This window comes from Actinomadura soli, from assembly GCF_005889715.1.
Taxonomy (GTDB): Bacteria; Actinomycetota; Actinomycetes; order Streptosporangiales; family Streptosporangiaceae; genus Spirillospora; species Spirillospora soli.
Genome location: NZ_VCKW01000230.1, coordinates 1 through 13,367, shown reverse-complemented (window position 1 = coordinate 13,367; position 13,367 = coordinate 1). Strand labels below are relative to the sequence as shown.

Genomic DNA, 13,367 nt, shown 5'->3' with positions numbered 1-13,367 from the left:
CGTCCCGCCCCCGGGACGGGACGACCCACCGGCACGCAACCCGGACGCCTCGGCCCCCGCGCCGAGCGTCCCGAGCCGCGCGCCGGTGGACCCGAGCCGCGTGCCGGGCGTCCCGAGCCGCGCGCCGGTAGTGCCGAGCCGCGTGCCGGGCGTCCCGAGCCGCGCGCCGGTGGTGCCGAGCCGCGTGCCGGGCGTCCGGAGCCGCGTGCTGGGCGGCCTGAGCCGCGTGCCGCGAATACCGAGCCGCGTGCAGGGCGGCCGGCCCCCGGGCCCCGGCAGCCCGCAGCGCGCACTCAGGGGTTCGGCGCGGGGACCGAGCCGTCCAACGGCGGCACGGGGTTCGGCGCCATGCCCGAGCAGTTCGACGCGCGGGTCGGCGGGCCCAAGCCGCGGCCTGACCGGTCGCGGGAGTTCCAGCCGCGCCGGACGGCCGGGTCGCGGCGCGCGGAGCGGGCGCGGCCGGAGCGGCGGACGCCCCGGACGCGGCAGCCCGCGGGCGCGCAGACGCGGCACGGCATGCCGCAGCGCCCCGGGCCGAGGGCGAGGCCGCGCGGCGGGCGGGGTCCCAGCGACCGGCTCGGCATCGGCGCGATCGTGCTGTCGACGGCGGTCGGCCTGTCCCTCCTCGGCATCGCCGAGCGGGCGCTGCTGGAGGGCGGGCCCATCGGCGGCTCGTCCGGTCCCATCGGCTCGCAGCGCGCGATCACGCCGCCGAAGCCCGGCGGCGTCCCCGGGCAGCCGTCGCAGCAGTCGCCCCGTCCCGGCCAGACCGGCGGGCCCGCGGCGCCGGACGGCCCGGACCTGCGGACCCTCGCCGCGCAGGTGCGGAAGCTGACCCTGGCGCAGCGCGGTGCCGCCGCCCGGCAGGTCTACGGCGCCGCGCCGTCGAGGGCCCCGGTCGTGGGCGCCACCCGGACGAGCGCCGACAAGACCTGGGTGTTCGGCACCACCGCGATCCCCGTCCCGGAGTCCAGCGCCGCCAACCCCGAGGTCGCGTTCTACGCGGCGCGCTGGACGGGCCGGGAGTGGCAGGCCGGGCTCTCCGGCGGGCGGCTGTTCAGCGACCTGCTCGGCGCCGTCCCCACGGACGTGATGCCCGCGGCGGAGGCGGCGGCGCTGCGCAGGTACGCGACCGTGACCGAGGAGCGGGCCGCCTCGCTCGTCAACGGCACGCGCACCGGCGACGCGCTGATGCTGCCGTGGAAGGTCGGCGAGGCCTGGGCGATGACGACCTCGGACGGTTCCGCGCGCCCGCTGGCGTCGCTGGCGTTCTCGGGCGGCGACGGACGCGTCCTCGCGTCCGGCGACGGTCGCCTGTACCGCTTCTGCGCCGACTCCGCCGGCCGCGCGATGGTCATGGTGATCCATCCGAGCGGCGTCGCCACCACCTACTACCGCGTGCGGGGCGTCCCGGCGAAGCTGCGCGACGGCGCCGCGGTCGAGCAGGGCGACACGCTCGGCCGCACCGGCGCCGACCTGCCCTGCGGCGGGGCACCGGCGCCGCGTGCCGAGGTCGCGTTCGGCGTCCGGCGCGGCGGCGGAACGGTCCCGCTCGAAGGCGCCCGGATCGGCGGCTGGACGTTCCGGGAGCGCGCCAAGCCCCTGGTCGGCTTCGCCGAACGCGGCGTCCTCCAGGTGCTTCCCGGGGGCCTGCTGGCCAACCTCGGCCCGGTCCCCCCGGCGGACGACGCGCCGCCGGCCTCGCCGCTCCCCGACGTCCCGCCGCTGGACGGCTCAGGACCGGTCGCCGCTCCGGCGCCGGCCGCAATCCAGAAGAGGAGTCCGATCGGTGCGAATTCGCAACAGTGATGATCCCGCGGTGCCCGGCTGGGTGCTGCGCGTGGTGCTCGTCGGCGCGGTGCTCGTGCTCGTCGGCGCGGCGACCCCGCAGGGCGCCGTCGCGGTCGCGAACGTGCAGTACTTCCTCAACTTCTACGCCGGCACGTTCGCGCTCGTCGCCTACACCACGGCGGTGATGAGCGGCCTGCTGGCGACCGAGCGGCTGATCCTGCAGATCCGGCACCGGGTGCTGGCGCAGGCCCTGCACCGCGCGTCCGCCGTCGTGGCGACGGCGATGCTGGTCGCGCACGTGGCGGTGAAGGTGATGGCCGGGCTGGCGCTGCCCGCGCAGATCGTCGTCCCGGACGGCGGCCCGGTCGGGATCGGCACGATCGCCGCCGACCTGATGATCCTCATCGTGATCACCGGGATGCTGCGGGCGCGGTTCGCGTTCCGCGGCAAGGCGTGGCTGTGGCGGTCGATGCACGTCCTCGCGTACGCGGCCTGGCCGATGGCGATCGTGCACGGCCTGATCGCCGGGCGGGCCGCGCCGTCGTGGGTGGTGCTCTCGTACGTGATGAGCGTGGTGTTCGTCGTCCTCGCGCTGATCACCCGCATCATCGTCGTGATCAAGCCGCGGGAGCTGCCCCGCGCGGGCGAGGAGATCGACGCGTTCTCCCGGCCGGACGGCGCCGGGCGCCGCCGCGACCGGCGCGCCATGGCGGAGCGGGAGCACGAGGAGGCCCGCGCCGCGGCGGCGGCCCGCGACGGCTACGGCGACCAGGGCGACTACGGCGACTACGGCCGTGACACCGAGGTCCTGCGATGAGCCCGACCGTCACCGTCTCCGGCATCGGCGGGCCCAGGCTGACACTCGGGTTCGACCGGTTCGACCGGCTGGACCTCGACCGGCACCTCGCCGTGCACGGCAAGCTCCGCGCCCCGTCGCTGGACGAGCTGGTCCGGGCGTGCGAGCAGGTCGACCTGCGGGGACGCGGCGGCGCCGGCTTCCCCTTCGCGCGCAAGCTGATGGCGGTGGCGGCGCGGGTGAAGTACCCGACCACCGACCCGCCCCCGCTGCTGCCGGGCGAGAAGCGCGACGCGCGCGGTTCCAGCGAGGACGTCGTCATCGTGGTGAACGGCGCCGAGGGCGAGCCGGGCAGCGCGAAGGACAAGGTGCTGCTCGGCCGGGCGCCGCACCTCGTGCTGGACGGGGCGCAGATCGCCGCGTCCGCGCTCGGCACGCAGCGGATCGTCGTCGCCGTCGAGGACGACGAGGCCGCCCGCTCGGTCCGCGCCGCGATCGTCGAGCGGCGGATGCCCGCGCGGATCGTCCGGCTGTCGGAGCGGTTCATCTCCGGGGAGAGCGGCGCGGTGGTCCGCGCGATCAACGGGGAGACGCCGATCCCGCCGGGCGTCAAGGTCCGCGCGTCGGAGTCCGGCGTGGACGGGTACCCGACGCTGCTGTCCAACACCGAGACGTTCGCGCAGCTCGCCGTCCTGGTCTCCCTCGGCCCCGACCTGTACGCGTCCACCGGGACGGAGGACGAGCCGGGCACCACGCTGCTGACCGTCGGCGGCACCCAGGTCGTGGAGGCGCCGCTCGGCACGCCGCTGCAGGCCGTCCTCGACCACTGCCAGGTGCCGCCGTCCCCGGGCGTGCTCGTCGGCGGCTACCACGGGATGTGGCTCGACCCGGCGGCCGTGTCCCGGGCCGTGCTGTCGCGCGCCGGGATGCGCCGGGTCGGCGGGACGGTCGGCGCCGGGATCATCCTGCCGCTCACGCAGGGCACCTGCCCGCTCGGCGAGGTCATGCGGATCGCCTCCTACCTGGCGGCGCAGTCCGCCGGGCAGTGCGGGCCGTGCCGGCTCGGGCTGCCGGACGTCGTCCGGTCGCTGAACTCCCTCAGCGAGGGGGGCGGGTCGGTGGAGGACGTGCGCCGCGCCGCCGGGGTCGGCCGGGGCCGCGGCGCCTGCACCCATCCGGACGGGACGGCCAGGTTCGTCCTGTCGGCGATGGAGGCGTTCGGCGCCGACATCGACGCGCACCGGTGGGGCGGCGGCTGCGGCCTCGCGACCTACGGGGTGCTGCCGCTGCCGATCCCGGACGGCACGGAGGGACGGGTCGCGATCGACTGGAGCCGCTGCGACGGGCACGGGCTGTGCGCGTACCTCGTCCCCGAACTGATCCAGCTCGACCGGTACGGCTTCCCGGTCGTGCTCGGCACCGACATTCCGTCCTGGATGGAGAAGGACGTGCAGAAGGCGGTCGCGATGTGCCCGGCGCTGGCGCTGCGCGTCGTCGCGGGCGTCCCCGACATTCCGTCGAGGCGCGGCTGACCGGCCTCTAGCGGCGGCCATTCCAGACGCTGAGAAATGACAAGACAAACATCGAAACCGTTGAACCTCGGACCCGGTCCGGTGCGTATCTCCCACCGAACCCCGCCGGGTCCGTCGAGAGATCCTCGGAAGGAGGAAGAGGTTCCTTGAGGAAATCCTACGGAATCGCCGAAACGCGGAGGCGGCCGCGCTTCCGCCGGGGCCGCGTGCTGCTGGTCCTGGCGGTCGTGGCCGCCGTGGCGGGCGCCTTCGCGGTCATCATGGCCCCGGTCGGCGTCCCCGCCAGCGGAGCGGCGAACCTCGGCGGCACCGTCAACACCCGCTGGGGACGGCTGAGCACCGACGACAGGAAGCTGCTCGTCGCCGTCAGGCAGGCCGGCCTGTGGGAGATTCCCGCAGGCCAGCAGGCACAGCAGCGGGCCACCCGGCCCCGGGTGCGGGAGGTCGGCGAGATCATCATGCAGCAGCACGTGCAACTGGACGCCGACGCCCGCGCCACGGCGCAGCGGCTCGGCGTGCTCCTTCCCAACGAGCCCAACGGGAGCCAGAAGAGCTGGCTGAGAGAGATGTCGGGCAAGTACGGGATCGATTATGACAAGACATTCGTGCTGCGGCTGCGCGCCGCGCACGGAAGTGTCTTCACCGTCATCGCCAAGGTGCGCGCGCAGAGCGAGAACACCGAGATCCGCGCGTTCGCCGAACGGTCGATGAAATTCGTCAACACGCATATGTCGCTGCTGGAGAGCACGGGCCTGGTGCCCAGGCGTGCCCTGCATTGACGTACATCCCACCCCGCAAAAGGGAGTACCTTTCCATGGGACCTAAGAAGAAGGCATTCGCCGTGATCATCCCGGCGCTCGCCCTTGCCACGTCGGTGAGCCAGGCGGTCGCCGGGACCGCGTCCGCGCAGCCGGGCCGGACCTTCCACGCCCCCGGCGACCCGACCGCGGACCCGTCCGCGGACCCCACCGCCGAGCCGCCCGCCGACCCGTCCGCGGAGCCATCGGCGGAACCGCCCGCCGAACCGCCCGCCGATCCGTCGGCGGACCCGTCGGCGCCCGCGGACCCGCCGGCCGACCCCTCCGCCGAGCCGTCCGCGCCCGCGCCCCCGCCGCAGAGCGCGGTGAAACCGGGACCGCGGCGCGACCAGTTCGTCGACATCCGCCGGGCCCCGCGCGTCCAGGTGCCGCGCACGTCCCGCGGCGGCTCGCGCGGCGTGTTCTCCGTCAACTGCGGCACGAACGACGGCCAGGCGCACAGCAACCCCGACAACGTCGTCGCGGCGCCCGGCGTCCAGAACGGCGCGCACCACATCCACGACTACGTCGGCAACCTCGACACCGACGCGTTCTCGACCGACGAGACCCTCGCCGCGGCCGGGACGACCTGCACCAACGGCGACAAGTCCACATACTTCTGGCCGGTGCTGCGGCTGCGCTCCGGCCAGGACGGCTCGGACCGCGCCGACCAGAGCCGCCTGGACGGAAACGTCGGCAGCATCGTCGAGCCCTCGTCGGTGCGCCTGCAGTTCCTCGGCAACGCGCGCAGCAGGGTGACGGCGATGCCGCCCTTCCTGCGGATGGCGACCGGCGACGCCAAGTCCGCGACGAACGGGCTGACCAACGCGAACGCGCTGTGGTCGTGCACCGGATTCCAGAACCGCGGCTTCACCGACAAGTACCCGCTCTGCCCGCGGGGCAGCCAGGTGCTCCGCATCCTGAACTTCGCGGGCTGCTGGGACGGGCAGAACACCGACAGCGCCAACCACCGGACCCACGTCTCCTTCGCCGACAAGCGGACGGGACAGTGCCCGCAGGGCACGACGGCCATCCCGCAACTGCGGATGACGCTGTCCTACCGGGTGCCCGCCAGGGCGCTGGCGTTCGCGCTCGACTCGTTCCCCGAGCAGGGGCACGACCCGGTGACCGACCACGGCGACTTCATCAACGTGATGGGCGACCGGCTGATGCGGCAGGCGGTCGCGGCCATCAACTCCGGCCGGCGCCGCTGACCGGAGCCCGCGTCCGGGAGAGCCGGACCGCCCGGGGTGACCCCGGACGCGGCCGGTGGGGACGGCGCGCCGCCGGCGACCTCCGGCGGCGCGCCTCACCGGCCGCCTGCGCACCCATCCGGACACCCGACCGTACGATCTTGCTATGAACATCGTGATCGCGGGCGGGCACGGGAAGATCGCGCTGCGGCTCTCGCGGCTGCTGGCCGCGCGGGGGGACACCGTGCTCGGGCTCATCCGCAACCCGGACCACGCGGGCGACGTGCGGGCCACGGGCGCCGGGCCGGTCGTGTGCGACCTGGAGTCCGCGGAGCCCGCCGACGTCACCGGGCACGTCACCGGCGCGGACGCGGTCGTGTTCGCCGCCGGCGCGGGCCCCGGCAGCGGCACCGCGCGCAAGGACACCGTCGACCGTGCCGCGTCGGTGCTGATGGCGGACGCGGCGGAGCGCGCGGGCGTCCGCGGCTTCGTCCAGATCTCCGCGATGGGCGCGGGCGAACCCCCGGCGCCCGGACGCGGCGACGTCTGGGACGCCTACATCCGGGCCAAGGGCGAGGCGGAGGACGACCTCCGCCGCCGCGACGCCCTCGACTGGCTGATCCTGCGTCCGGGCCGCCTCACCGACGACCCGCCCACCGGCCTCGTCACCCTCGCCGAACCGCCGATCGGGCACGACGTGGTGACCCGCGACGACGTCGCCGCGGTCATCGTGGCGCTGCTCGACGCGCCCGACGTCCGGCACCGCACGCTCGACCTGCTCAACGGCCCCACCCGGATCGCGGACGCCGTCGCGGCGTTGCGTCCCGCCCTCGGCGGCGGTCAGGGGGCGTAGCGGTCAGGCGGTGTAGAGGGCCGCGATCTCGTCCGCGAAGTCCTTCATCACGACGTTGCGCTTGACCTTGAGGCTGGGCGTCAGGTGACCGGCCTCCTCGGTGAGGTCGACCCCGAGGATCACGTGCTTCTTGATCGCCTCGGCATGGCTGACCGAGGTGTTGGCCGCGGCGACCGCGGCGTCGATCTCGGCGATGACGTCGGGGTCGCGGCGCAGCTCGTCCACCGTCATGTCCGCGGGCTTGCCGTGCCGCTCCTTCCACGGCCCGAGCGCCTCCTCGTCCAGCGTGACGAGCGCGGCGATGAACTTGCGGCCGTCGCCGACCACCAGGCACTGGCTGACCAGCGGATGCGCGCGGATCCTGTCCTCCAGCGGGGCGGGCGCGACGTTCTTGCCCGCCGCGGTGACGAGGATCTCCTTCTTCCGGCCGGTGATCTTCAGGAAGCCGTCGCCGTCGAGGGAGCCGAGGTCGCCGGTGTGGAACCAGCCGTCCTCGTCCAGGACCTCCTTGGTGGCGGCCTCGTTGTTCCAGTAGCCGCGCATGATGTTGACGCCGTGGACGAGGACCTCGCCGTCCTCGGCGATCCGGACGTCCACGCCCGGGATCGGCTGCCCCACGGTCCCGATCCTGATCGCGGTCGGGCGGTTGACGCTGGCCGGCGCGGTCGTCTCGGTGAGGCCGTAGCCCTCCAGGATCGTGATGCCGACGCCGCGGAAGAAGTGCCCGAGCCGCTCGCCGAGCGCCGCGCCGCCCGACACCGCGTACTTCACCTCGCCGCCGACCGCGGCCCGCAGCTTCTTGTAGACGAGCAGGTCGAAGACCCTGTGCTTCGCCTTCAGCGCGATCCCGGGGCCGCCGGCGTCCAGCGCGCGGCTGTAGCCGATGGCGGTCTCCGCCGCCGCCTTGAAGATCTTGCCCTTGCCGTCGGCGGCGGCCTTCTGCTCGGCGCCGTTGTAGACCTTCTCGAACACGCGCGGGACGGCGAGCAGGAACGTCGGCCGGAACGTGGCGAGGTCGGGCAGCAGGTTCGGGACGTCGCTGTGCCCGAGGATGATGCCGCCCTCGATGACGGCGACCTGGATCAGCCGGGCGAACACGTGCGCCAGCGGCAGGAACAGCAGCGTGGAGCTGCCGTCCACGGTGACCTCGGCGATCGCGCCCTGCACGGCGTTGCGGGCGGTCGACACCAGGTTCCCGTGGGTGATCTCGCAGCCCTTGGGACGCCCGGTCGTGCCTGAGGTGTAGACGAGCGTGGCGATGTCGGCGGCGTTGCGGGACCGGCGGCGCTCCTCGAGCACGTCGTCCCCGAGCTCGGCGCCCAGCCGGACGACCTCGTCGACGCCGCCCGCGTCGATGCCCCACACGTGCGCGAGCCCGGGCAGCCGCTCGCGGAGCCCCTCGACCGCCGCCACGTGCTCGTCCGTCTCGGCGAACACCGCCTTCGCGCCGGAGTCGCCGGCGATCCACTCGATCTGCTCGGCGGAGGACGTCTCGTAGATCGGGACGGAGACCGCGCCCGCCGTCCAGATCGCGTAGTCCAGCACGGTCCACTCGTAGCGGGTGCGCGACAGCAGCCCGACCCGGTCGCCGGGCTCGATCCCGGCCGCCATGAGGCCCTTCGCGATCCCGGCGGCCTCGGCCGCGAACTCGGCGGCGGTGACGGCGCTCCACACCGGCGCCTCGGCGGGACCGCTCTTGCGGCGCGCCACGATCGTCCCCGGTTCCTCGGCGGCCCGGGTGAAGGGCGCGTCGGTCAGTACGGCGGAGTCGGGGACCTCCACCATCGCGGGGACGCTGAACTCGCGCACGGCCTGCTCCTGTGGTCGTTCTTCGACAGGTGGACGGGGAAGTCCATGGAGGCTTCTCCGAAATCGCATAATACCCACGAGTAGCGGAAATGCCCTGTCCATCCGGCTATGGGCCTGAATGGGATTGAGACGGCGAGGGGCGGGGTAACGGCAGTGCAAAGGTCGTACGTCGTCGCCGGTGGGTGGTGTCCGGTCGCCTACTCTTAGGGCGCTCGCATAGGAACGGGTTCCGGGGGAACGCCATGTCGCTGCTCGAAATCATCGCGCTGACGGCCGACGACGCGCGGGCGGCGCAGGAGGGCGGGGCCGACCGGCTCGAAGTCGTCGCCGACATGGCCGCCGACGGCCTCACCCCCGATCCCGAACTCGTCGCCGCCGTGCGGGCCGCCACGTCCCTGCCGATCCGGGTGATGCTGCGGGCCAACGCGGGGTTCCGCACCTCGGGCCGCGAGCTCGACCGGCTGCGGCAGGCCGCCGCGGGCCTCGCCGAGGCGGGCGCGGACGGGTTCGTGCTCGGCTTCCTCGACTCGTCCGGCCATGTCGACACCGGCGCCGTGGGCAAGCTCTCCGCCGACGTCGCCCCGCTGCCCTGGACGTTCCACCGCGCGCTCGACCACGCCGCCGACCAGGCCCAGGCGTGGGACGTCGTGCGCGGGTTCGGCGGCGGGCTCGACACCGTGCTCACGGCCGGATCGGCGCGGGGCGTGGACGCCGGGGTGGACGTCCTCGTCCGCCGCGCCGCCGACGACCCCGCCGCCGCCAAGATGATCATGGCCGGGGGCGGGCTGCGCCGCAAGCACGTCGCGGCGCTCGCCGCCGCGGGCGTCACCGCGTTCCACGTGGGCACCGCCGTCCGCCCGGACGGCGCCTGGGACGCGCCGGTCGACCCGGCGCTCGTGCGCGAATGGCGCTCGCTGGTGTCCGCCGCGGCGGGCTGACCCCCCGCGCCCCGGCCCGGAGGCCGGGCGTTCTCGTGGGCCGCGCGCCCCATTACAGTCGGTTCATGAGGATCCATGTGGTGAGCGACGTCCACGGTCGGGCGGACGCGCTGCAGGCCGCGGCGGACGGCGCCGACGCGCTCATCTGCCTCGGCGACCTGATCCTGTTCGTCGACTACCAGGACCACGGGCAGGGGATCTTCGCCGACCTGTTCGGGCAGGACAACGCCGACCGGTTCATCGAGCTGCGGACCGAGAAGCGCTTCGACGAGGCCCGCGAGTTCTCCCGGGCCCTGTGGGCGTCCCTCGACGGCGACGCGTGGCCGCACATCGAGCGCGCCGTCGACCGGCAGTACGCCGAGCTGTTCGCGGCCATGCCGTCCCCCGCGTACCTCACGTACGGGAACGTCGACGTCCCGCGCATGTGGGGGCGGCACCTGCGCGACGGGCACCGCGTCCTGGACGGCGAGACCACCGAGATCGGCGGCCTGCGGTTCGGTTTCGTCGGCGGCGGCCTGCGCACCGAGTACCGCACCCCCTACGAGCTCGACGACGACGCGTACGCCGCGAAGGTCGAGGCCGTCGGCGACGTGGACGTGCTGTGCAGCCACATCCCGCCCGCCGTCCCCGAACTGCTGTACGACACGGTCGCGCGCCGGTTCGAGCGGGGGAGCGAGGCGATCCTGGACGCGATCCGCCGGACGCAGCCGAAGTACGTCCTCTTCGGGCACGTCCACCAGCCGCTGGCGAGCCGGATGCGCATCGGCCGCACCGAATGCGTGAACGTGGGTCACTTCCGTGCCCGTGGCGTGCCGTACGTCCTGACGGTGTGAAAGGTACTTTCTCTACGACAAGGGGCCCGCGCGGGCCCGACCAGAGCCAAGGGAGACGCAGATGGCGGACCGCACCAGCTCCTCCATCACGGTCGAGGCGGGGAAGGCCGAGATCATGGCGGTGATCGCCGACCTGGAGGCCTACCCGAAGTGGGCGAGCGGCATCCGCGGCGTCACCGTCGGGGAGACCGGCGAGGACGGCCGCGCGTCCCGCGCCAAGCTGACGTTCGACGGCGGCGTGTTCATCGACACCATCGGCCTCGCCTACACGTGGAAAGGTGACGACCACGTGACGTGGAAGCTGGTAGAGCCGGGCTCGGTCGTCACCGGCCTGCACGGCTCCTACACCCTGGAGGAGGCGGACGGCTCCACCGAGGTGACCTACGAGCTCGCCGTGGACGTCCGCATCCCGCTCATCGGCATGGTGAAGCGCAAGGGCGAGAAGCGGATCATCGACTCCGCGCTCAAGGGCCTCAAACGCCAGGTGGAGGGCTGACCACCGCGGAGGCGATACATTTCACGCCGAAGACGGATGGAAGATGGACCCATGAGCGACCAGGACGGCGGCCTGGGCCGGCACCCGTGTGACGCGGGACGGCCTCCGCTCGACGCCGCCCTGGACCTCGTGGCCGTGCTCGACCGCGCCGCGGCGGACCGGACCGGATCCGGCCGTGCCGCCCCCGGCGGTGCCGCGCCCGGCGGCGCCGCATCCGGCGGTGCCGCGGCGGGCCGGACCGGCTCCGGCCAGACCGCCTCCGGCCGTACGCGCCGCTACCGTCCGCCGGAGGCGTCGGGACGCCCGCGGGCGGGTAGGTCCGAGCGGTCGGACCGCCCCGGGACGGGCGAGCCGTGGTCCGCCGCCACCGGCGGCGACCCCATCGACATCGGGTAGTGCGGTGCCGGCGCCAGCCGTGCCGCGCGAGGAGGAGGAAGCGTACATGGCCCTGACCATCGGCGTGGACGTGGGCGGCACGAAGGTCGCCGCCGGGGTCGTCGACGACCGGGGAACCATCCTGGAGAAGGTTCGCCGGCCCACCCCGTCGACCAACCCCAAGGAGACCGCCGAGACCATCGCCGAGGTCGTCGACCTGCTGAAGGGCAAGTTCGAAGAGGTGTCGGCGGTCGGCCTCGGCACCGCCGGGTTCGTCGACGAGGACCGCTCCAATGTGCTGTTCGCGCCCAACCTGGCCTGGCGCGAGGAGCCGATCAAGGAGAAGGTCGAGAGCCTGGTCGGGCTGCCCGTCGTCGTCGAGAACGACGGCAACGCCACCGCGTGGGGCGAGGCCAGGTTCGGCGCCGGACGCGGCGAGAACTTCCTCGTCCTGGTCGCCCTCGGCACCGGCATCGGCGGCGGCATCATCATCAACGGCGAGCTGTACCGGGGCCGGTTCGGCATCGGCGCCGAGATGGGCCACTTCCGGGTCGTCCCGGACGGCCGCCGCTGCGGCTGCGGCAACCGCGGCTGCTGGGAGCAGTACGCCAGCGGCAACGCCCTCGTCCACGAGGCCCGCGACCTGGCCCGGGTCGCGCCCGCGATGGCCGGACGGCTCCTCGAACTCGGCGACGGCCGTCCGGAGAACATCAGCGGCCCCGAGGTGTCGCAGGCGGCCCGCGAGGGCGACAAGGCGGCGCTGGAGTGCTTCCGCACCATCGCGCACTGGGCGGGCCAGGGCCTCGCCGACCTCAGCGCCATCCTCGACCCGGGCGCGTTCATCATCGGCGGCGGCCTGTCGGACGCCGGCGACCTGCTCCTCGACCCGATCCGCGCCGCGTTCGAGGACGCGCTGACGGGCCGCGGCCACCGCCCGCTGCCCGACATCCGCATCGCCGAGCTGGGCTCCGCCGCGGGCATCGTCGGCGCCGCCGACCTGGCGCGCGTCCGGCCCCTTCAGGACGTCGTCGTCTAGACGTGCCGTCCGTCCGCCTGCTGAGCTACAACGTCAGGTCGCTGCGCGACGACCCGGCCGCCGTGGCGCGCGTCGTCCGCGCCCTCGCCCCGGACGTCGTCTGCCTGCAGGAGGTCCCGCGCTTCTGGACGTGGCGGATCCAGCGCCGCCGCCTCGCCCGCGCGTGCGGCCTGGACATCGCGGCGGGACGGCGGGCCTGCGGGCTCGCCGTCCTCGCCGCGCCGCACGTCCGCCGGGTGGCCCGCGAGTTCCACCTGCTCACGCCCGACCCGGACCTGCACCGCCGGGCCCTGGCGATCGCCGTGCTGGAGACCGGCGGCGCCCGCTTCCTGGCCGCGTCCACCCATCTCGACCTGCGGGACGGGCCGCGGCTCCGGCACGTCCGCGAGGTCCTCGCCCACCTCGAACGGGCCCGCGACCGCCACCGGGCCCCGGTCGTGCTCGCCGGGGACGTCAACGAGGAGCCCGGCGGCACGTCCTGGAGCCTCCTCACCGGCCACTTCCAGGACGCCTACGCGGTCGCCCCGGAAGGCGAGGGGCCGACCTTCTCCGCCCGCGACCCGCGCAGGCGCATCGACGGCGTCTTCGCGGACCCGGAGGTCGGGATCACCGCCTGCGGGGTCCCGGCGGGCGACGCCGTCACGGCCGACTACCCGAAGGCCACCGATCACCGGCCGGTACTGGCCGAACTCGAGGTGCCCTAGACGACGGCCCCGTCGTCGGGGTCCCTCGGCTCGTCGCCCATGCGGAGGACGAGGGTGACGAACCCGCCGATGAAGGCGGCGACGGCGAGGAACGCGGCCCAGCCGGGGACGTCCCAGTCGAGGACGACGGTGACCAGGAGGTAGAGCGGGCCGCCGATGAGGGCGATCCAGGCGCCCTTGGTGAGGGGGTCGGCGCTCGGGAGCGGCGGGGGAG

13 protein-coding genes and 2 pseudogenes are annotated in these 13,367 nt (G+C 74.3%); 12 read left to right on the top strand and 3 right to left on the bottom strand.

Annotation, left to right across the window (positions count from 1 at the left end):
* A pseudogene (locus tag ETD83_RS44005) lies at positions 1-513 on the bottom strand (hypothetical protein); the annotation flags it as partial.
* A 3-nt stretch (positions 514-516) separates the two neighbouring features.
* On the opposite strand from ETD83_RS44005, the gene ETD83_RS32110 reads away from it, so the two are divergent.
* From ETD83_RS32110 to ETD83_RS32085, 6 genes are all read left to right on the top strand, one after another.
* Positions 517-1,809 carry a M23 family metallopeptidase gene (locus tag ETD83_RS32110; protein ID WP_138648960.1) on the top strand — a complete coding sequence of 431 codons (1,293 nt, stop codon included), beginning with the start codon at positions 517-519 and terminating at the stop codon, positions 1,807-1,809.
* Positions 1,790-2,608, top strand: coding sequence for a hypothetical protein (locus tag ETD83_RS32105; RefSeq protein ID WP_138648959.1), 819 nt, complete (start codon positions 1,790-1,792; stop codon positions 2,606-2,608). The genes ETD83_RS32110 and ETD83_RS32105 overlap by 20 nt, the downstream gene beginning before the upstream one ends.
* Positions 2,605-4,119 carry an NADH-quinone oxidoreductase subunit NuoF family protein gene (locus tag ETD83_RS32100; RefSeq protein ID WP_138648958.1) on the top strand — a complete coding sequence of 505 codons (1,515 nt, stop codon included), beginning with the start codon at positions 2,605-2,607 and terminating at the stop codon, positions 4,117-4,119. Before ETD83_RS32105 ends, ETD83_RS32100 begins: the two co-directional genes overlap by 4 nt.
* Positions 4,120-4,265: 146 nt before the next feature.
* Complete coding sequence (locus ETD83_RS32095; RefSeq protein ID WP_230421329.1) at positions 4,266-4,898, top strand: DUF4142 domain-containing protein; 633 nt, start codon at positions 4,266-4,268, stop codon at positions 4,896-4,898.
* A 35-nt stretch (positions 4,899-4,933) separates the two neighbouring features.
* The gene (locus tag ETD83_RS32090; RefSeq protein ID WP_138648957.1) at positions 4,934-6,130 is read left to right on the top strand and encodes a DUF1996 domain-containing protein; all 1,197 of its coding nucleotides are present in this window, start codon (positions 4,934-4,936) and stop codon (positions 6,128-6,130) included.
* A gap of 145 nt (positions 6,131-6,275) precedes the next feature.
* Positions 6,276-6,962: an SDR family oxidoreductase gene (locus ETD83_RS32085; RefSeq protein ID WP_138648956.1), complete on the top strand. Its 687-nt coding sequence runs from the start codon at positions 6,276-6,278 to the stop codon at positions 6,960-6,962.
* 3 nt (positions 6,963-6,965) lie between these two features.
* Here ETD83_RS32085 and ETD83_RS32080 read toward each other — a convergent pair whose 3' ends face one another.
* Complete coding sequence (locus ETD83_RS32080; protein WP_171064552.1) at positions 6,966-8,771, bottom strand: AMP-dependent synthetase/ligase; 1,806 nt, start codon at positions 8,769-8,771, stop codon at positions 6,966-6,968.
* 242 nt (positions 8,772-9,013) lie between these two features.
* Between ETD83_RS32080 and ETD83_RS32075 the strand changes: the two genes are divergently transcribed.
* The 6 genes from ETD83_RS32075 (at position 9,014) to ETD83_RS32050 (ending at position 13,153) form a co-directional block, all read left to right on the top strand.
* Entirely contained in the window at positions 9,014-9,709 is a 696-nt protein-coding gene (locus ETD83_RS32075; protein ID WP_138648955.1) for a copper homeostasis protein CutC, read from the top strand.
* Between the two features lie 65 nt (positions 9,710-9,774).
* Positions 9,775-10,542, top strand: coding sequence for a metallophosphoesterase family protein (locus ETD83_RS32070; RefSeq protein ID WP_138648954.1), 768 nt, complete (start codon positions 9,775-9,777; stop codon positions 10,540-10,542).
* 61 nt (positions 10,543-10,603) lie between these two features.
* Complete coding sequence (locus ETD83_RS32065) at positions 10,604-11,038, top strand: SRPBCC family protein (RefSeq protein WP_138648953.1); 435 nt, start codon at positions 10,604-10,606, stop codon at positions 11,036-11,038.
* Between the two features lie 51 nt (positions 11,039-11,089).
* A complete protein-coding gene (locus tag ETD83_RS32060; RefSeq protein WP_138648952.1) occupies positions 11,090-11,434 on the top strand; it encodes a hypothetical protein in 345 nt (114 codons plus the stop codon).
* Between the two features lie 46 nt (positions 11,435-11,480).
* Entirely contained in the window at positions 11,481-12,449 is a 969-nt protein-coding gene (locus tag ETD83_RS32055; protein ID WP_138648951.1) for an ROK family glucokinase, read from the top strand.
* Positions 12,450-12,451: 2 nt separating this feature from the next.
* Complete coding sequence (locus tag ETD83_RS32050; protein WP_138648950.1) at positions 12,452-13,153, top strand: endonuclease/exonuclease/phosphatase family protein; 702 nt, start codon at positions 12,452-12,454, stop codon at positions 13,151-13,153.
* Here the strand turns inward: ETD83_RS32050 and ETD83_RS32045 are convergent.
* Positions 13,150-13,367, bottom strand: a pseudogene (locus tag ETD83_RS32045) (hypothetical protein); the annotation flags it as partial. The gene ETD83_RS32050 and the pseudogene ETD83_RS32045 sit on opposite strands and share 4 nt — an antisense overlap.